The 18,123-nt window shown below is 74.8% G+C and carries 17 protein-coding genes; 11 read left to right on the top strand and 6 right to left on the bottom strand.

Annotated elements, in window-relative coordinates:
- Positions 1–65: 65 nt before the first annotated feature.
- Positions 66–1,757 carry a GAF domain-containing protein gene (locus tag F1C76_20750; GenBank protein QNG38647.1) on the top strand — a complete coding sequence of 564 codons (1,692 nt, stop codon included), beginning with the start codon at positions 66–68 and terminating at the stop codon, positions 1,755–1,757.
- Here F1C76_20750 and F1C76_20755 read toward each other — a convergent pair.
- Positions 1,743–2,417 carry a response regulator transcription factor gene (locus tag F1C76_20755; protein ID QNG38648.1) on the bottom strand — a complete coding sequence of 225 codons (675 nt, stop codon included), beginning with the start codon at positions 2,415–2,417 and terminating at the stop codon, positions 1,743–1,745. The genes F1C76_20750 and F1C76_20755 overlap by 15 nt on opposite strands.
- 168 nt (positions 2,418–2,585) lie before the next feature.
- Here F1C76_20755 and F1C76_20760 point away from each other — a divergent pair, with 168 nt between their 5' ends.
- Complete coding sequence (locus F1C76_20760) at positions 2,586–3,311, top strand: universal stress protein (GenBank protein ID QNG38649.1); 726 nt, start codon at positions 2,586–2,588, stop codon at positions 3,309–3,311.
- A 32-nt stretch (positions 3,312–3,343) separates the two neighbouring features.
- Here the strand turns inward: F1C76_20760 and F1C76_20765 are convergent, their stop codons facing one another.
- Entirely contained in the window at positions 3,344–4,495 is a 1,152-nt protein-coding gene (locus F1C76_20765; protein ID QNG39438.1) for an acyl-CoA dehydrogenase, read from the bottom strand.
- A gap of 51 nt (positions 4,496–4,546) precedes the next feature.
- Positions 4,547–6,490, bottom strand: a complete 1,944-nt coding sequence (cadA, locus tag F1C76_20770) for a cadmium-translocating P-type ATPase (protein QNG38650.1) — start codon at positions 6,488–6,490, stop codon at positions 4,547–4,549.
- A 58-nt stretch (positions 6,491–6,548) separates the two neighbouring features.
- Between cadA and F1C76_20775 the strand changes: the two genes are divergently transcribed.
- The 4 genes from F1C76_20775 (at position 6,549) to F1C76_20790 (ending at position 10,084) form a co-directional block, all read left to right on the top strand.
- The gene (locus F1C76_20775) at positions 6,549–6,887 is read left to right on the top strand and encodes a helix-turn-helix transcriptional regulator (GenBank protein ID QNG38651.1); all 339 of its coding nucleotides are present in this window, start codon (positions 6,549–6,551) and stop codon (positions 6,885–6,887) included.
- Between the two features lie 110 nt (positions 6,888–6,997).
- A complete protein-coding gene (locus F1C76_20780; GenBank protein QNG38652.1) occupies positions 6,998–8,212 on the top strand; it encodes an iron-containing alcohol dehydrogenase in 1,215 nt (404 codons plus the stop codon).
- Positions 8,209–9,447 (top strand): sensor histidine kinase, encoded by a 1,239-nt coding sequence (locus tag F1C76_20785; GenBank protein QNG38653.1) that lies wholly within the window; start codon positions 8,209–8,211, stop codon positions 9,445–9,447. The genes F1C76_20780 and F1C76_20785 overlap by 4 nt, the downstream gene beginning before the upstream one ends.
- Positions 9,440–10,084, top strand: a complete 645-nt coding sequence (locus F1C76_20790; protein QNG38654.1) for a response regulator transcription factor — start codon at positions 9,440–9,442, stop codon at positions 10,082–10,084. Before F1C76_20785 ends, F1C76_20790 begins: the two co-directional genes overlap by 8 nt.
- On the opposite strand, the gene F1C76_20795 is transcribed toward F1C76_20790, so the two are convergent.
- From F1C76_20795 to mdo, 3 genes are all read right to left on the bottom strand, one after another.
- Entirely contained in the window at positions 10,077–11,579 is a 1,503-nt protein-coding gene (locus F1C76_20795; protein ID QNG38655.1) for a VWA domain-containing protein, read from the bottom strand. The genes F1C76_20790 and F1C76_20795 overlap by 8 nt on opposite strands.
- Positions 11,579–12,805 carry a MoxR family ATPase gene (locus F1C76_20800; protein ID QNG38656.1) on the bottom strand — a complete coding sequence of 409 codons (1,227 nt, stop codon included), beginning with the start codon at positions 12,803–12,805 and terminating at the stop codon, positions 11,579–11,581. Before F1C76_20800 ends, F1C76_20795 begins: the two co-directional genes overlap by 1 nt.
- 125 nt (positions 12,806–12,930) lie before the next feature.
- Positions 12,931–14,223, bottom strand: a complete 1,293-nt coding sequence (mdo, locus tag F1C76_20805; GenBank protein QNG38657.1) for an NDMA-dependent methanol dehydrogenase — start codon at positions 14,221–14,223, stop codon at positions 12,931–12,933.
- A gap of 264 nt (positions 14,224–14,487) precedes the next feature.
- Between mdo and F1C76_20810 the strand changes: the two genes are divergently transcribed.
- The 5 genes from F1C76_20810 (at position 14,488) to F1C76_20830 (ending at position 18,123) form a co-directional block, all read left to right on the top strand.
- The gene (locus F1C76_20810; GenBank protein QNG38658.1) at positions 14,488–15,075 is read left to right on the top strand and encodes a hypothetical protein; all 588 of its coding nucleotides are present in this window, start codon (positions 14,488–14,490) and stop codon (positions 15,073–15,075) included.
- Positions 15,072–15,989 carry a class A beta-lactamase gene (gene bla, locus F1C76_20815; protein ID QNG38659.1) on the top strand — a complete coding sequence of 306 codons (918 nt, stop codon included), beginning with the start codon at positions 15,072–15,074 and terminating at the stop codon, positions 15,987–15,989. Before F1C76_20810 ends, bla begins: the two co-directional genes overlap by 4 nt.
- 24 nt (positions 15,990–16,013) lie before the next feature.
- Positions 16,014–16,439: a hypothetical protein gene (locus F1C76_20820; protein ID QNG38660.1), complete on the top strand. Its 426-nt coding sequence runs from the start codon at positions 16,014–16,016 to the stop codon at positions 16,437–16,439.
- Positions 16,440–16,585: 146 nt separating this feature from the next.
- Positions 16,586–17,146, top strand: coding sequence for a CDP-alcohol phosphatidyltransferase family protein (locus tag F1C76_20825; protein ID QNG39439.1), 561 nt, complete (start codon positions 16,586–16,588; stop codon positions 17,144–17,146).
- 26 nt (positions 17,147–17,172) lie between these two features.
- Positions 17,173–18,123, top strand: a complete 951-nt coding sequence (locus tag F1C76_20830) for a DUF881 domain-containing protein (GenBank protein QNG39440.1) — start codon at positions 17,173–17,175, stop codon at positions 18,121–18,123.

Below are 18,123 nucleotides of genomic sequence, written 5' to 3' on the forward strand. Positions count from 1 at the left end.
CCGCCACCCGGCGGGACCTGGCAGGCTCGACCGGGTCGGCCGGCCCGGTCGTGAGGAGGTGCGCGGTGGTCCACCTCCCCGTCCGGCACGGTGACCGACCCGGCGCCCTGGAGGACGCCGGCGACCGGATCGACGAACTGGGCCGCGCCCAGCACCGACTGCGCGGGCTCCTCTCGGCGTTCCTGCAGGTGCAGTCCGGGGTGGACCTCGACGACACGCTGCGCCGGATCGTCGAGGTCGCCGTGGAACTGGTCGACGCCCGGTACGGCGCGCTGGGGGTGGTCGGCCGCGACGGGGGGCTCTCCCGGTTCATCCACCAGGGCATCGACGACGCGACCGTGGCCCGCATCGGCAGCCTGCCCCAGGGCCTCGGCGTCCTCGGGCAGCTCGTCACCCGTCCCGAACCGCTGCGGGCCGACGACCTCAGCGCCCACCCGTCCTCCGTCGGGGTGCCACCGGGTCACCCGCCGATGCAGTCGTTCCTCGGGGTGCCCGTCCAGGTCCGCGGCGAGGTCTACGGCAACCTCTACCTCACCGACAAGCGCACCGGGTCCTTCACCGCCGAGGACGAGGAGCTGGTCCTCGCCCTCGCCGGCGCCGCCGGGATCGCCGTCGACAACGCCCGGCGGCTGGCCGACGAGCAGGAGCGACGTCGCTGGGCCGACGCCGTGGCCACCGTCCGCGAGCAGCTGTTGGGCGGCACGGCACCCGGTGACGTGCTGAACCAGATCACCGACGCCGTCCGGCGGCTGACCGGCAGCGACGCGGCTCGGCTGATGGCACCGGTGGGGGAGCCCGGGACCTGGACCTCCCGGGCCCAGAGCGGACCCGGGCTGCCGGACTCCACCGGGGTGCCGCTGACCGCGGCCACCTCCTCGCTGGTCGAGGCGCTCGTCCGCGCCGACGGCGGGACCGTCCTGGACCTGGACTTCAGCGGTGTGCCCTCGGACCGGATGGCAGACCAGGAACGGTGGGGCCCCGTCCTCGGGGCGTCCCTGCGCACCGCGGACGGCAGCGAGGCGGTCCTGGTGGTGGGGCGGCGGCGGGACGCCGATCCCTACGACCCGTCGGTGGCCCCGCTGCTGCAGACGTTCACCGACCAGACCGCGCTGGCCCTGGACATGGCCGCCCGGCAACGACTGGCCCGCAGCCTGGACGTCTACGCCGACCGCGACCGGATCGCCCGGGACCTGCACGACCACGTCATCCAGCGGATCTTCGCCGCCGGTCTCACGCTCCAGGCGGTGCTGCCCCAGCTGCTCGCCGACGGCGTCCCCCGCGACCGGGTGCTCGACGTCGTCGGTCAGCTCGACACGGTGATCCGGGACATCCGCTCCACCGTGTTCGACCTGCACAGCACCGCCGACGACGCCCGCGACCCCAGCCTGCGCCGCCGCGTGCTGGACGCCCTCACCGGGTCCGCGGGCACGTTGGCCACCAGCCTGCGCACCCGGGGACCGGTCGACGCGCTGGTCACCGGGGCGCTGGCGGCCGACGTGGAGGCCGTCGTCCGGGAGGCGGTGAGCAACGTGACCCGGCACGCCGCCGCCCGGTCGGTCACCGTCACGGTCACCGTGGAGGGATCCGAGGCCGTGGTGGTCGAGGTCGTCGACGACGGCGTGGGCATCGTGCCGACCGCACACCGCAGCGGGCTGGACAACCTGGCCACCCGGGCGCACGCCCGCGGTGGGGGCTTCGACGTCGCCGCACGACCCGAGGGCGGGACGTGCCTGCGCTGGAGCTCACCGCTGCGGTGAGTCCGCCCGCAGTTCGGTCGCCAGGATGGCCACCTGGGTGCGGCGTTCCATCCCGAGCTTGGCCAGGAGGTGGGAGACGTAGTTCTTGACCGTCTTCTCCGCCAGGAACATCCGGGCGCCGATCTGCCGGTTGGTCAGTCCCTCCCCGATGAGCTCGAGCACCGTGCGCTCCTGCTCGGACAGCCGGCTCACCGGTCCTGCGGGCAGCTCGCTGCGGCGCATCCGCTCCAGCACCGCCGCCGTCGCCGCGGGGTCCAGCAGGGAGCCCCCGGCGGCCACCGTGCGCACCGCGGCGACCAGGTCCTGGCCGAGGATCTGCTTGAGCAGGTAGCCCGAGGCCCCGGCCAGGATCGCGCTGAAGAGCGCCTCGTCGTCGCTGAAGCTGGTCAGCATCAGCACCCGCAGGTCCGGCATCCTCGACATCAGGTCGCGGCAGACGGTGACGCCGTCCCCGTCGGGCAGCCGGACGTCGAGGACCGCCACGTCCGGTCGCAGTGCCGGGATGCGGACCATCGCCTCGTGCGCGGTGCTGCCCTCCCCGACCACCTCGATCGCCGGGTCGGTGCCCAGCACGGCGGCGATGCCGCGCCGCACCACCTCGTGGTCGTCGAGCAGGAAGACCCGGACGGTGGCCGGGGCACCGTCCTCGACGGTGCTCACCGGTGGAACGGGGTGCCGACGTGGGAGTCCATCCGGTGACCGTAGGTCGTCGGCACGTCTCGCGTCAGGGACCAACGTCCCGTCCGCCGGCACGGCGGGACCTGCGACCCCGCTGGAGGGGACCGGTGACCCCCCGGCCCTGGAGGGTCCCGACCGCAGGGTCGGGGGGTGACGCCAGACCCCGACACGGCGCCCCCGCGACCTGGTCCGGTGGTCTGCGGGGTGGACGGCTCGCCCTCGGCCACCGACGCGGCGTGGGCGGCCGCCCGGGCGGCCGCGTGGCTCGGGGTGGGGTTGCACCTGGTCCGGGCCCTGGAGTGGCCGGCCGCCGGGGTCCCGGGACTGCCGCCGGGCGACGCGGGCCGGGTCGCGGCCCGCCGGTCCGCCCTCACCGAGCTCTCCCGGCTGGCCGACGCGGTGCAGGTCTCCCACCCCGGGGTCCCGGTCACCGGGGGCCTGACGGACGGGACGGCCGTCGACGTCCTCACGTCGGCCGCCGTCGGTGCGTCGCTGCTGGTGGTCGGGGTGCGTGGACACAGCGCGCGGGAGGGCCCCCGTGCCGGGTCCGTCGCGGTGGCCCTGGCCCGCTCGACACCCGGGCCCCTGCTGGTCCACCGGCAGGCCGCTCCCGGCGCCGACGGGGTGGTCGTCGCCGCCGACGGTGCACCCGGCAGCGCCGCGCTGTTGGACACCGCGCTGCGCACCACCCGTCCCGGCCTCCAGGCGTGTCAGCGGGTGTCCCGGGTGCCCTCCGGCGCGCTCCTCCTCGAGCTGTCGGCGACGTCGTCCCTGGCGGTGGTCGGACGCCCGCCGGGAGCCGGGCCGCTGGCAGAGACCACCAGCACGCTGCTGCGCCGGGGGCCGTGCGCGGTGCTCGTCGTGCCCGTGAGCTGACCCCCGTCGCCACCGGTGCCCGCCCGGCGACCTCAGTAGGAGCGCGGGAGCCGGAGGTCGTGCTGGGCCACGAAGTTCAGGATCATCTCCCGGCTCACCGGGGCGATCCGGGAGAACCGGGACGACGTGATCAGCGCGCCGATGCCGGTCTCCTGGCTCAGCCCGGACCCGCCGTGGGTCTGCACCGCGGCGTCCACGGCGTGCACCACGGCCTCGGCGGCGGCGTACTTGGCGCTGTTCGCGGCCGACCCGGCGTCCTGCCCGGTGTCGATCAGCCAGGCGGCCTTGAGCGTCATCAGGCGCGCCAGCTCGACCTCCACCTGCGCGGCGGCCAGCGGGTGCGAGATGCCCTGGTGCGCCCCGATGGGCGTGCCCCAGACCCGGCGCTCCCGGGCGTGGGCGGCGGCCTTGGTCAGGGCCAGCCGGGCGGTGCCCAGCGAGTAGGCCGCGCCCATGACCCGCTCGGGGTTGAGCCCGGCGAACAACTGGGCGATCCCGGCCTCCGGTGCGCCGACCAGGGCGTCCGCGGGCAGCCGGACGTCGTCCAGGAAGAGCTGGAACTGGTGGTCCGGGCTGACCAGTTCCATCGGGATCACCGTGCGGCTCAGACCCGGCGCGTCGGTGGGGACGACGAACAGCGCCGGTCGCAGCGTGCCCGTGCCCGCGTCGGCCAGCTTGGCGACGACGAGGACCGCGTCGGCGACGTCGACCCCGCTGATCCACACCTTCTGGCCGCTGAGCACCCACTCGTCGCCGTCCCGGCGGGCCACCGTGGTGATCGCGTGGCTGTTGGACCCGGCGTCGGGCTCGGTGATGGCGAAGGCCATGGTCAGCTGCCCGTCGGCGATGCCCGGCAGCCAGCGGTCGCGCTGCTCGGGGGTGCCGTACCGGGCGATGACCGTGCCGCAGATGGCCGGGCTGACCACCATCATCAGCAGCGGACAGCCGGCCGCGCCGAGCTCCTCCAGCACGACCGACAGCTCGACCAGGCCGCCGCCCCCGCCGCCGTGCTCCTCGGGCAGCGCGACCCCGAGGAACCCGGCCCTGCCGGCCTCGTCCCACAGCGCCTGGACGGTGCCCCCGGTGCGGGCCTGCTCCAGGTACCAGGCGTGGCCGTACCGGCCGGCCAGGTCCGCCACGGCCGCCCGCAGGTCGCGCAGCTCGTCGCCCTCGTCGAAGTCCAGACCCACCGCGATCTCCGCTCTCCCCGACGCCCCGTCCTCAGGGGCAGCCTCTCAGGCCGCCGGGGCCCAGGCCCGGCGGCGCAGCAGCCGCAGCCCGTTCAGCGCCACCAGGACGGTGGAGCCCTCGTGGCCGGCGACGCCCAGCGGGAGCGGCAGGTGGCCGACCAGGTCCCAGGTCACGAGGGCGACGACCACCAAGCCGGCGATCGTCAGGTTCTGCACCACGAGGCGACGGGCCCGGCGGGACAGCTCGACCAGGGCCGGCAGCGTGGCCAGGTCGTCGCGCACGACGACGACGTCGGCGCTGGAGACCGCCAGGTCCGAGCCGATCCCGCCCATCGCGACCCCGACGTCGGCGGCGGCGAGGGCCGGGGCGTCGTTGACGCCGTCCCCCACGACCATGACCCGGTGCCCCCGGGCCTGGAGCTGGCGGACGGCGGCCACCTTGTCCTCGGGCAGGAGGCCGGCCCGCACGTCGGTGATGCCGACGCCCGCGGCCAGGGACCGAGCGGCCTGCGGGGAGTCGCCGGTGAGCAGCACGGGGGAGTGGCCCAGCGCACCGCGCAGGGCCGCGACGGTGTCGGCCGCGGCGGGGCGGAGCCGGTCGGCCAGCGCGAGATGCCCCGCCGGCGACCCGTCCACCCGCACCTCGACCACGGTGCGGCCCCGGTCCTGCTCCGCCCGGACCGCACCGGACCCGACGGTGTCCTGGGGGGCCGAGACGGTGACCGACCGGCCGGCGACCGTGGCCGAGACACCGCGCCCCACGGCGGCCCGGAAGTCCGCACAGGCCGGGACGGCGAGACCGCGGTCCCGGGCCGCGGTCACCACGGCGCGACCGATCGGGTGCTCGCTGGGGCCCTCGGCGGCCGCGGCCAGCGCGAGGAGCTCGTCGGGGGAGCGGTCCCCGGCCGGGAGCACCGCCACGACCGTCGGCGTGCCGTCGGTGAGCGTGCCGGTCTTGTCCACGACGACCGCGGTGACGGTGCCCAGGCCCTCCATGGCGACGGCCGAGGTGACCAGCACGCCGTGGCGCCCGGCGGTGGCGATGGCCGACAGCAGCGGGGGCATGGTCGCCAGCACCAGGGCACACGGCGAGGCGACGATCATGAACGTCATCGCCCGCAGCAGTGCGCTCTGCAGGTCCGCGCCCAGCAGCAGGGGGACGGCGAACAGCGCCAGCGTGGCCACCACCACGCCGACGGAGTACCGCTGCTCGACGCGCTCGATGAACAGCTGGGTGCCGGCCTTGGTCTCCGAGGCCTGCTCGACCAGCGCGCCGATCCGGGCCACGACGCTGTCGTGGGCGGGGACGTCGACCCGGACGGTGAGGGTGCCCGTGCCGTTCACCGTGCCGGCGAACACCGTGTCCCCGACCCGCGCGTCCGCCGGCATCGGCTCGCCGGTGACCGAGGCCCGGTCGACCTCGGAGGCACCGGCCAGCACCGTGCCGTCGGCGGGCAGCCGGTCCCCGGGGCGCACGAGCACCCGGTCGCCGACGACCAGCTCCAGCGCAGGCAGCACCGTCCCCGTGCCGTCGTCGTCCAGCCGGCAGGCCTGCTCGGGGGCGAGCTCGGTCAGCGACCGGACCGCGTCGCGGGTGCGCCGGGTGGCGAAGGCCTCCAGCGCCCCGGACGTCGCGAACACCACGATCAGCAGCGCCCCGTCGAACACCTGCCCGATGGCCGCGGCTCCGATCGCGGCGACCACCATCAGCAGGTCGACGTCCAGCGTCCGCTCCCGCAGCGCCTGCCACCCGGCGACCGCGGGCTCCCACCCGCCGGCGACGTAGCAGGCCAGGTAGACGGCCCAGAAGAGCAGCGCGGGCGCGCCGGCGAGCTGCAGCAGCGCGCCGAGCAGGAACAGGACCAGCGCGGTGGCGGCCCAGCGGACCTCGGACAGCGTCCAGGCCACCGACAGCCGGGAGGGTGCGGGCTGCGGGTCGGTGGTCCGGGTCAGCGTGGCGGTGGGCACCGGGGCAACGTACCTGCGCATGCGTGAAGGTGCGCAGGTGGTCCGACCCGGTCCTCGACGGCCTCGGTAGTCTCCGGGGGTGCACCAGGGCATCGACGACTTCGACATGCCCGCCCCCGACGACGTGCGTCGGGCGGCGGACGCGCTGCGCATGCTCGCCGACCCCACCCGGCTGAACATCCTGTGGGCCCTGATGCAGGGCGAGACGTCGGTCGCCTGCCTGGCCGAGCTCGCCGGCACCAGCCCCACCGCGGTCAGCCAGCACCTGTCCAAGCTGCGGCTGGCCGGCCTGGTCGCCAACCGCCGCGAGGGCACGTTCGTCTTCTACGCCCTGGCCGACTCGCACATCGGCGAGCTCGTCCGGCAGGCCCTGTCGCACGCCGACCACCGCACCCGGGACGGCGCGCCCGTCGTCTGAGCGGCGGCCGCTGCGCAGCGCACGTTGCGGTGATGTGGCACGGGTCACCGTCGAAGGCCCCGGAACGGCTACGGTCGACGGACTGACCGCTCCCCGGTCCGGAGGTCGCCGTGCCCCTCGTGTCGTCCCTGGTGTCACCCGTCCGGTCCGTCGCTGCCCCCGCCGGGTCGGCCCGCAGCGCGTTCAGCAAGTACCTGGTGCCCGAGGTCGTCTTCGGGTGGGGCGCGCTGTCCGAGGCCGGGTACGCGGCCCGCCGGCTGGGCGCGCGGAGGCCCTTCGTGGTCACCGACGAGGGCGTGGCCCGGGCCGGGTGGGCCCGCGAGCTGGCCCGGCACCTGGCCGACGTCGGGCTGGTGGCCACCAGCTGGCAGGAGATGACGCCCAACCCCAAGGACCACGAGGTGGCTGCCGGGGCGGCGGTCTACCGGGCCAGCGGGTGCGACGTGATCATCGGACTGGGCGGCGGGTCGGTGATCGACGCCGCGAAGGCCATCGCCGTCGTCGCCTCCAACGGCGGCGAGATCCTGGACTACGAGGGCGTGGACCGGGTCACCGCCGCGATCCCGCCGACCGTCATGTGCCCCACCACGGCGGGCACCGGCGCCGACGTCTCCCAGTTCGCGGTGATCACCGACACCGCCCGCCGGGTCAAGGCCACCCTCATCGGCCGGGCCCTGGTGCCCGACATCTCCCTCACCGACCCCCGGCTGCTCACCACCATGCCCGCCGACCTCGCCGCCGCGACCGGCCTGGACGCGCTGACCCACGGGGTGGAGGCCTACGTGTCCCGGGCCGCGGGCCCGCTCACCGACGTGCACGCCCTGCACGCGATCGGGCTGATCGCCGGCTCGCTGCGCCGCACGCTCACCCACCCCGAGGACGTCGACGCCCGGACGGCGATGGCCCAGGCCAGTCTCGAGGCCGGGCTGGCGTTCACCAACGCCATCCTGGGCGCGACGCACGCCATGAGCCACCAGGTCGGCGGGCTGCTGGACCTCCCGCACGGGGTGGTCAACGGCGTGCTGCTGCCGCACGTCATCCGGTTCAACGCCCGCACGGCGCCGGCCCGGTTCGGGGCGGTCGCGCGGGCACTGGGCGTGGACACCACCGGGATGGCCGCCGGCACCGCGGCCGAGGCCGCCGCCGACGCGGTCGCCGCCCTGGCCGCCGACCTGGGCTGCCCGGCCGGGCTCGCCGAGCTCGGGGTGACGGCCGCGGACGTGGAGACGCTGTCGGTGACCACGCTGGCCGACGCCTGCCTGTCCACCAACCCCCGCGACGCCAGCCAGGCCGACGTCGCCGAGCTGTTCCGGACGGCGATGTGACCGTCGGTGTGCCCGGGATCAGCGAGCTCACCGGGCTGCGCTCGTCCAAGCCCACCTGGTACGCCGAGTACCGGCACTCCGCCGACAGCCTGACCCGGGCGCTGGGCTCGCTGGACCGCATCGCGCAGGTGCTGTCGGCCACCGGCCGGGGGGCCGACGCGCTCTGCCGGGCCGTCGTGGACGCCACCGCCGACCACCTGGGCGCGGCCTGGGTGGTGCTCGCGGTGGCCGAGGACGCGTTGCCGCTGGCGGCCCCCCGGCTGGTCGCCCGGGGGCCGTCCGGTCAACCGGTGCGGGACCTGGACGACCTGCCCGGCGGGGTCCGCCGATCGGTCGTGGCCGCACTGGCGACGCCCCGGGGCGAGCCGGGTCAGGACGCGGACGGCGCCGTCGTCGTGCCGCTCGTGGTCGACGGCGAGCAGACCGGCGCGCTGGTCGCCTGGGCCGGGCCCCAGGCCGACGTGACCGCCGCGGACCTGTCGATCCTGCGGATCGTGGCCAACCAGTCGGCGGTGGCGCTGCTCAGCGACTCGCTGCTGGCCCAGTCCGAGGCGCTGCGCCGGCAGATCGACGTCGCGGCCCAGCGCGAGGCCGTCGACGTCGAACGGCACCGGATCGCCCGCGAGCTGCACGACAGCGTCGCCCAGCACGTGCTCTCGGCCGGGATGACGATCGAGTGGTGCCGGCCCGAGGTGGCCCACCACAGCGAGGTGCACGCCCGGCTCGGGCACGCCAAGGCGCTGACCCGGGAGGCGGTGGAACGGCTGCGGGCGGTCATCCACACGCTCTCCAGCGACCACCTGGACGGCGGGTCGCCCGGGCTGCCCGAGCTGCTGGGGCGGTTGCCCGAGCTGCACCCGGTGCCCGGGCTGGAGGTCGCCGTGCGGGTGGAGGGCCGACCGGTGCCCCTGACGGCGGGGTGCGTGGAGGCCCTGGTCAAGATCGCGACCGAGTGCCTGTTCAACGTGGCCCGGCACGCGGTGGCGACCCGGTGCACGGTCCGGTTGGCCTACCGCCCCGGGGAGGTGCGGCTCTCGGTCGCCGACGACGGGAGCGGCGACCCGGAGACCCTGCGCCGGTCCCTGCGCGCCGGGAGCCGGGAGGGGGCGCACCGCGGGCTGCCGAACGCGGTGTCCCGGGCCGCCGAGATCGGGGGCACGCTGCGGTTCGCCCGGGCGCGGATGGGCGGGGTCCGGGTCGAGGTCCGGGTGCCGGTCGAGGTGCCCGGTGGCTGAGGTCATCCGGCTGGTCGTCGTCGACGACCACGCCATCGTCCGGCAGGGGCTGCGCTCGATCCTGGAGCGCGAGGACGACGTGCGGGTGGTCGGCGAGGCGGCCACCGCCGACGAGGCGCTGGACCTGGTCGCCCGGGAGCGTCCGGACATCGTGCTGCTGGACCTCAAGCTGTCCGCCGACTCCGACACCGCCGGGCTGGCGCTGTGCGGGCGGCTCACCGGTCGCGCGCCGGCCCCCGGCGTCCTGGTGGTGACCACCTTCCTGGACCAGCAGCTGGTGCTCAGCGCCATCCAGGCCGGGGCCCGCGGCTACGTGCTCAAGGACGTCGACGCCGTCTCGCTGGTCGCCGCGATCCGGGCCGTCCGGCGGGGCGAGTCGGCCTTCGACAGCCACAGCGCGGCCATGGTCGTGCGTTCCCTGGCCGGTGGCCCGCCGGCGGCCGGACCGGAGCTGACCGCCCGGGAGCAGTCCGTGCTGGCCCTGCTGGCCCGCGGGCTGTCCAACGAGGCGATCGGCCGGGAGCTCTACATCTCGGCGACGACGGCGAAGTTCCACGTGCGCAACCTCATGCGCAAGCTGTCGGTGTCCCGGCGGGCCGAGGCGGTCTACGCGGGGTCCAAGCTCGGGCTCATCTGACCCGGGTGACCACGTCGGTGGCCAGTCCCTCCAGCGCCGAGAGGTCGCGGATCACCTCGACCCGGTCGCAGCTGTCGGCGTAGGCCGGCAGGTCGCAGCCGCCCAACGCCCAGGAGTACCGCGGCTCCGGGGTCAGCCAGATCGTCTCCCGCACCCGGCGGGCCAGGTCGGCGAAGACGTCGACCCGCGGGGAGTTGCCGTTGCCCCGACCGTCGCCGAGCACCATCAGCGTCGTCCGGCGGGTGAACGCCCCGGCGTGCTCGCGGGCCAGCTTCGCGAACACCGTGCCGTAGTCGCTGGTCGCGTCCACGTCGATCACGTCCCCGCCGAACACCAGGCCCAGCGCGTGCTCCAGCGGGTGCTCGTCGAACAGGTCGGTGATCTCCACGACGTCGTCGACGAAGGCGAAGGTGCGCACCTGGGCGAAGAGGTCCTGCAGGGCGTGCACCACGTGCAGGGTGAACCGCGCCGTCGTCCGCACCGAGAGCGACACGTCGGCGACGACGACCAGCCGCGGTTTGTCCTCGGCCAGCCGGGTGGTCACCGGGCGGAACGGGACACCGTCGTACTTCATGTTCGACCGCATCGTGCGGCTGACGTTGATCCGCCCTCGGTTCGAGCGCTGTTTCTTGTGCGTCAGCCCCCCGTGCAGGGAGCTCGCCAGCCGGCGCAGCGACTCCTCGATCCGGGCCCGCTCGGCCTCGGTCACCCGTTGCACCGGGGCGCTGCGCAGCTCGCGTTCCTCGATGGCCAGGTCGGTCATCTCGGCCAGCTTCTGCAGGTGGGCCTGCAGGAGCTCGGGCAGGTCGTCGATCACCCCGGCGAGCTGCCGGCGCAGCGCGTCGGCCAGCTCGGGGTCCAGGTCGTCGACCGGGTCGGCCAGCCAGTCGCGCAGCGCCTGCTGCTGGGCCACCGACAGCTCGACGTCCAGCTGGGTGCCCCCGGCCCGCACCAGGTCACCGGGCAGCCCCGGGTCGTGCAGCCGGCCCACCTCGACCTGCACGTTCTCCTGCCCGTCGGCGTTGCCCACCGGCTCGCTGCTGAGCACGATCTGCTGGGTCAGCGAGGCCAGGTCGACCTTGTTGGCCTCCTGGTGCAGGTTGTACTGCTGGGTGAGGTCCTCGGGCTTGAAGAAGTCCCGGATGTCGACCGGCTTGCCGTGGCTGTGCCCCTGCTCGGGCTCGGCTCCGGGCTCCTGCGACCAGGTCATCTTCGTCAGGTCGCCGTCGTCGACCAGGTCGTCGTGGGCGTGCCCGTACTCCTCGTCGTCCTCGGCCACCCTGGTCAAGCTGAAGAACTTCGCGAACGTGTCGGCGAAGACCTCGGTGTCCCGGCGGTCCTTGAGCAGTGCCGCCCCCAGTGCGGCCTCCAGGGCGGCCCGGTCGCTGACCCGGACCGCGGTCGCCGCGGCGAAGGCGTCCACCGCCTCGGCGGTGGAGATCCGCATGCCGCGCAGCCGCAGCAGCCGGATGAACCGGTGCAGCGCGCCCTCCATCAGACCGGACGGCGGCGGGCGGCGTTCTTCGCACCCCCGCGGTTGGCGAAGGACCGGGCACCCTGGGACGCCGTCACCCCGCGGGTGGTCGGCGGGATCTCCCGGGCGCCGCCGGACGTCTCGTTGCCCGACCCGCTGCTCCTCTGGCCGTAGTACTCCTCGTCGTGCCGGCCGGGCCGGTCCTTGGCGGCGCGGACCTGCCTGCCGGCGTCGTCGGCGGCGTGGTCGTGGGAGTGGCCGCCGTGCGGGTGGTCGTGGTGCCCGTGCTCGTGCTTCTCGGGGACCGTCGCGTTGGGGTCGACCAGGCGGGGGAGGGCGGCGCGGGAGCGTTCGACGTCCCGCTCGTACTTGGCGACGACCGACACGGTGTCGGCCAGGATGCCGGCCTCGAGCTCGGTGACCCCCAGGACGGCCAGCGTGCGGGCCCAGTCGATGGTCTCGGAGATGCTCGGCGACTTGCGCAGGTCCAGCCCGCGCAGTCCGCGGACGACGTCGACCAGCTGGCTGGCCGCGGCGTCGTCCAGGCCGGTCTTCTTGCTGCGCAGGATCTCCAGCTCGCGCTCGGCGTCGGGGTACTCCAGGAACAGGTGCAGGCAGCGGCGCTTGAGCGCCGCGGACAGGTCGCGGGTGTTGTTGCTGGTCAGGATCACGTACGGGGCGTGCTCGGCGACGAACGTGCCGATCTCGGGCACCGACACCTGGTACTCGGCCAGCATCTCCAGCAGCACCGCCTCCAGGGCCTCGTCGGCGCGGTCGACCTCGTCGATGAGCAGCACCACCGGCTCGGGGGAGCGCACGGCCTCCAGCAGGGGACGGGAGGCCAGGAACCGCTCGGAGAAGAAGGCGCTGTCCTGCTCGGCGACCCGGTCCACCGCCTCGGCCATCGACGTGGTGTCGGTGAGCAGCTCGGCGGCCTTGTCGCGCAGGATCTGGGTGTAGAGCAGCTGCTTGCCGTAGTCCCACTCGTAGAGCGCCTTGGTCTCGTCTTGCCCCTCGTAGCACTGCAGCCGCAGCAGCCGCCGGCCCGTGGCCAGGGCGAGGGTCTTGGCCAGCTCGGTCTTGCCGACCCCGGCCGGGCCCTCCAGCAGCAGCGGTTTGCCCAGCCGGCTCATCACGAACGTCGTCGTGGCCAGCCGGCGGTCGGTGACGTACCCGTGCTCGGCGAAGGCCGCGGCGACGGCGTCCACGTCGGCGAAGTCGTCGGGTCGGGTGGGTGCCTCGGTCATGCGGCGCAGCTCCCGGGTGGGGTTGTGCAAAGAGCGCCCTCTTTGCACGGACGGGGCTCGTGCAAAAAGGGCGCTTTTTGCAGGAGGGGGGTGGGGCGGCCGCGGGGGCCGCCCCACCCGACGGCTCAGGAGAGGAGGTCGTCCAGGTCGCCGTTCATGCAGTGGTCGACCACCGGGCGCACGGTCTCGAACGTGCACTCCTTGGGGTTGCCGGGGGTGCAGGCGTCGCCGAGCACGTGCCGGGTGATCCGGTCGACGTCGGCGTCGTCCCCGGTGATGACCTTCGCGTTCTCGTAGAACGCGGTCGGGCCGGTGCCCAGCCGGTTCTTGGAGTAGCTGTCCTTCGTGACGTCGGTGAACCTCTCGGTGATGCCGACGTCGCGCAGCAGCCTGATCGCCGCGGCCAGGGCGGCGTCGGCAGCCTGGACGTCGGTCATCCCGTACGTGTCCACGCCCATCGCGGCGCCCATCTCGGCGAAGCGCTTGTAGTGGGTGGGCATGTTGAACGCCCAGACCCGGGGCAGCGCGATCGCGTTGTTCAGCCCGTGGTGGGTGTCGTAGAAGGCGCTCACCGCGTGGCTGATCGAGTGGATGATCCCGAGCCCACCGGAGTTGAAGGCCTGGGCGGCGATGTACTGGGCGTGCATCATGCCCTCGCGGCCCTTGAGGTCCTGGCCGTTCCAGACCGCCTGGCGCAGGTTCTCCGCGGTCAGCTTGATGGCGTAGAGGGCGTTGCCCAGTGACGGCGGGAAGTCCAGCCGGCTGACGTAGGGCTCCGAGGCGTGCGCTAGGACGTCGAAGCCGCACTGCGCGGTGTAGTCGACCGGGCAGTCGTAGTAGAGGACCGGGTCGTCGATGGCCAGCGTGGTCACCGAGGTGTCGTCGAAGGCGACGTACTTGTGCGGGTTGTCCGGGTCGGTCGTGGTGTCGGTGATGACGTAGGCCCAGGAGGTCTCCGAGCCGGTGCCGGCGGTGGTGGAGACGGCGATGTGCGGCGGGTTCTTGGGGTTCTCGCTCTGGTTGAACCCCTCGAACTCGTTGACGCTGCGGCCGTCGTGGGCGACCGAGATGCGGGCGCCCTTGCAGGCGTCGTGCGAGGAGCCGCCACCGATGGAGACGAAGCTGTCGCAGTCGTTCTCCTGGTACAGCTTCACGGCGTCCATGACGTTGTAGTCCTTGGGGTTGGACTCCACCTGGTCGTAGACGACGACGTCGAGGCCGTGCCACTTCATCGACTCGGAGATCTTCTCCACGATGGTCGTGCCGCGCAGGCCCGAGGTCATGACCAGGGTCTTCTTGAACCCCAGCTTGAGCGCCTCGGGGCCGATCAGCTCGTGCGCGCCCGGGCCGAGCATGGCCCGGGGGAACGGGTGGAACTCCTTGATCGGGAACGGCTTGAGCAGTTCTTCGACCTGCATGGGTGGGTCCTTCCTCGTCGGGCGGCGGTGCCTGAGTCGGGGCCGAACGTAGGGCGGGGGTCACACCCCGGACAGGGTCCCGGCGCAGGTGCGACCGACCGGGGCGGCAGGTCGGCCCGGTCGGGCAGGGCGACCTGTCCGGTCGGGCAGGGCCCCCTCCCGGGGGTGGACACGGTGTCCGCCCCGGGGTGGATGTGCCCAGCTCGGGCCCTGGGTGACGATCACGGGGTGCTCCTGGAGACCAGTCCCACCGACCGCCCTCCCGTGGCCCGGCTCGCGACCTGGCCGGCCGCGGTGCTCGTGGGCACCGCCGTCGGGGCGCTGACCTCACCGGCCCAGACCCTGCTGGGCGACACGGTGCTGTCCGGTCTGACCAACGCGGTCGGGCCCTGGCTGCTGGCCCCCTTCGCCCTCGGCGCCCGCGCCCGGTCGACGCGGGCCGCCGTGCTGGTGGGCGTGCTGTCCTGCGTCGCCCAGGTCGCCGGCTACTACGCCGTGTCGGCCGCCCGCGGGTTCGCCGTGTACGCCCCCACCGTGGCCGAGTGGGTCGTGGCCGGGGTCGTCGGCGGTGCCGTCCTGGGCGTCGCGGGCCGCTCGTGGCGGACCACCACCGGACGGTGGCGAGGCCTGGGCGCCGCGCTGCTGGTCGCGGCCTGGCTGGCCGAGGGGATCGGGGTGTTCGGTCTGCTGCTCGGCTACGCGGGGTCGGCGGTGGTGTCCTGCGTCGTCGGGGTCGCCCTCGCCGTCGGACTGGGGCGGCACGGGCGTCAGCACCGTGCGCTGCTGGGCTGGCTGCTGCCGGCCCTCGCCGCCGGTGCCCTGGGCTTCGGCGTCCTCCTGGCCGTGCTGTGAGCCGGCTGCGACCGCTCGTCCTCGCCGCCGGGGTCCTGCTCGCGGCCGGGTGCGGCGGTACCGGTCCGGCACCGGACCCGACCGCCTCGGCCTCGACCTCCTCGACGGCTCCGTCGGCCCCGGCGCCGGCCGCGCTCGCCGGCGTGGCCGACCTGGAGGTGGCCCACGGCGCCCGGGTCGGCGCGTGGGTGCTGGACACCGGCACCGGGCAGGTGCTCGAGCACCGCGCCGACGAGCGGTTCGCGCACGCCTCGGTGCTCAAGCTGCTGCTCGTGGGGCTGGTGCTCGACCGGGTCACCGACGCCGAGCTGGACGCCGTCGTCCCGATCGAGGCCGACGACGTCCTGGAGTACGCGCCGGTGACCTCTGAGCACGTGGGCACCGGTCTGCCGCTCCGGGAGGTCATGGAGGCCGCCATCGTGGTCAGTGACAACACCGCCGCCAACCTGCTGATCGAGCGGCTCGGCGGCCCGGCCGCGGTGCAGGCCGCCGTCGGGGAGCTGGGCAACGAGGTCACGGACGTCGACCGCACCGAACCCGACCTCAACGAGGCCACCCCGGGCGACCCGCGGGACACCAGCACCCCGGCGGCCCTGGGTGCCTCGATCGAGCAGCTGGTGCTCGGTGACGTGCTCCCCGCCGACCGCCGGGCCCTCCTCGGGCAGTGGCTGCGGGACAACACCACCGGCGACGCGGCGATCCGGGCCGGGGTGCCGGCCGGCTGGGCGGTGGGGGACAAGACGGGCAGCGGCGGGTACGGCACGCGCAACGACGCCGGGGTCGTCTGGCCCGCCGACGGAGGAGCACCGCTGGTCGTCGTCCTGCTCACCGACCGGGGCACGGCCGGGGCCACCTCCGACGACGGTCTGCTGGCCGACGTCACGCGCCTGGTGGTGGCGCAGTCGGGGAGGTGAGCCGGCCCTGGCACAGTCACGGGGGTGAGCGACGTCGTCCGCCCCGGACCGCTCCGGTGGCTCTGGTACGCCCTGGGCGGTGGGCTGCCCGCACGGCACCGGACGTGGGTCCTGCACGACACGACCACCCGCACCTGGGCGGTGCGGCACGTGGTCCGCGCCCTGGTGCAGATGGCGGTGCCCGTCCTGGTGCTGCTCCTCCTGGTCCCCGGCCCGTTCTGGATCCGCGGCATGGCCGCCCTGGGCGGCGTCGTCCTCGGGTTGATCTTCTCGCTGGCCTACATGCCGGAGACCACCGAGCACCGGCTGGTCAAGGCCGGCTACCCCGGGGGGACCGGGGTGCGGGCCCACGAGGTGGCCCAGCGGGAACGCCAGGAAGCCGAGTCGGTCCGCCGTCGGAGCGCAGCGGCGAAGCGCGCCCGGCGGTACCGCGAGCGCCACGGGGGCTGACCCGCGCGCACGCGGCGTCGCTATCGGACCCGCGCACTAGGTTGGGCGCCGTGGCAGGGGGTGGGGACGACGTGACGCGCACCGACGGCCGGCCCGGGGGTGCCCCGGCACCGTCCCGGGACGAGCTCGGCGACGCGGTCTGGACCATCCCCAACGCGCTGTCGGCGCTGCGGCTGCTCGGCGTCCCGCTGTTCCTGTGGCTCCTGCTGGGCCCGCAGGCCGACGGCTGGGCCGTCGTCGTCCTCATGGTCTCCGGCGCCACCGACTGGTTGGACGGCAAGCTCGCCCGCGCCCTGGGCCAGTCGAGCAAGCTCGGGGCGCTGCTGGACCCCGCGGCCGACCGGCTCTACATCGTGGCCACCCTGGTCGCCTTCGTGATCCGCGACGTCGTGCCGTTCTGGGTGGTCGCGCTGCTGGTGGGCCGCGAGGTGGTGCTGGCCGTCGTCCTGCTGGTGCTGCGCGCGTACGGCTGGCCGCCCCTGCAGGTGCACTACCTGGGCAAGGCCGCCACCTTCCTCCTGCTGTACGCCTTCCCCCTGCTGCTGCTGGCCGACGGGGTGGGGCCGCTCGCCGCGGTGGTGGCGCCGGTCGGGTACGCCCTGACCGTCTGGGGGACGGCGCTCTACCTGCTCGCTGCCGTGCTCTACGTCGTGCAGGCCGCCGGCCTGGTGCGGCAGAGCCGGGCCGAGGCCCGGGTGCAGCGGTGAGCGCGCCGCCCCGCCAGCCCCGCTCGATCCCGCGGTCGCTGGGCGCCTCGCTGCTGGACCAGGTGCTCGCCGAGACCGTCGACCCGGCCTACGCCCAGGCCGCCCAGGCGAAGCAGGCGCGCCGGAAGGCGGCGCTGGCCGCGCACGCCAGCCGGGTCCGGGTCGCCGAGGCGCAGGGCGAGCCGGTGCCGGCCCGGCCCCGGGAACCAGGACGCCGCCGCGGACAGGTGCTGGTGGCGGTGACCATGGTGCTGGCCGGTCTGCTCGCCGCGCTCACGTACACCGAGGCCTCCACCGGCGCCGAGGGCCGCGAGCAGATCCGAGAACGGCTCGTCGCCGACATCGACACCGAGTCCCAGGCCACCGACGACCTGGTCGAGCAGCTGGGCGCCCTGCAGACCAGTGTCGCCGCGGCCCGGGACGAGACCCTGGCCGCCTCCACGGTGGGCCAGCTCGCGCTCGAGGAGCTCCAGGTCGCCGAGACCGGCGCCGCGGCGCTCCCGGTGCGCGGCCCCGGTCTGGTGGTCACCCTCGGCAACCCGCTGCCCTCGGCCGACGACGACCCGGTCGGCGGCACCGCCACCACCGACCCGGTCGCCCAGGTGCTCGACCGGGACCTGCAGCAGCTGGTGAACGCCCTGTGGGCGGCCGGTGCCGAGGCGGTCTCGATCAACGGCCAGCGGCTGGGCCCGACCACCGCGATCCGGCAGGCCGGTGGGGCGATCCTGGTCGACTTCCGCCCGGTCACCAGCCCCTACGAGGTCTCCGCGATCGGCGACCCCGACCAGCTCAACAACGGGTTCCTCTCCTCCCCGGAGGCGGCCGCCCTGGCCCAGCTCGAGGTCACCTACGACCTGGTCTTCACGTTCAACCGCTCCGACGACCTCGAGCTGCCCGCCGCCAGCAGCGCCGAGCTGCGCGCCGCCACCCCGCTCGACCCCGCCGACCCGCCCCCGACCAGCGACGACGGAGACTGA

It is taken from the genome of Geodermatophilaceae bacterium NBWT11 (assembly GCA_014218215.1).
Lineage (GTDB): Bacteria > Actinomycetota > Actinomycetes > Mycobacteriales > Geodermatophilaceae > Klenkia.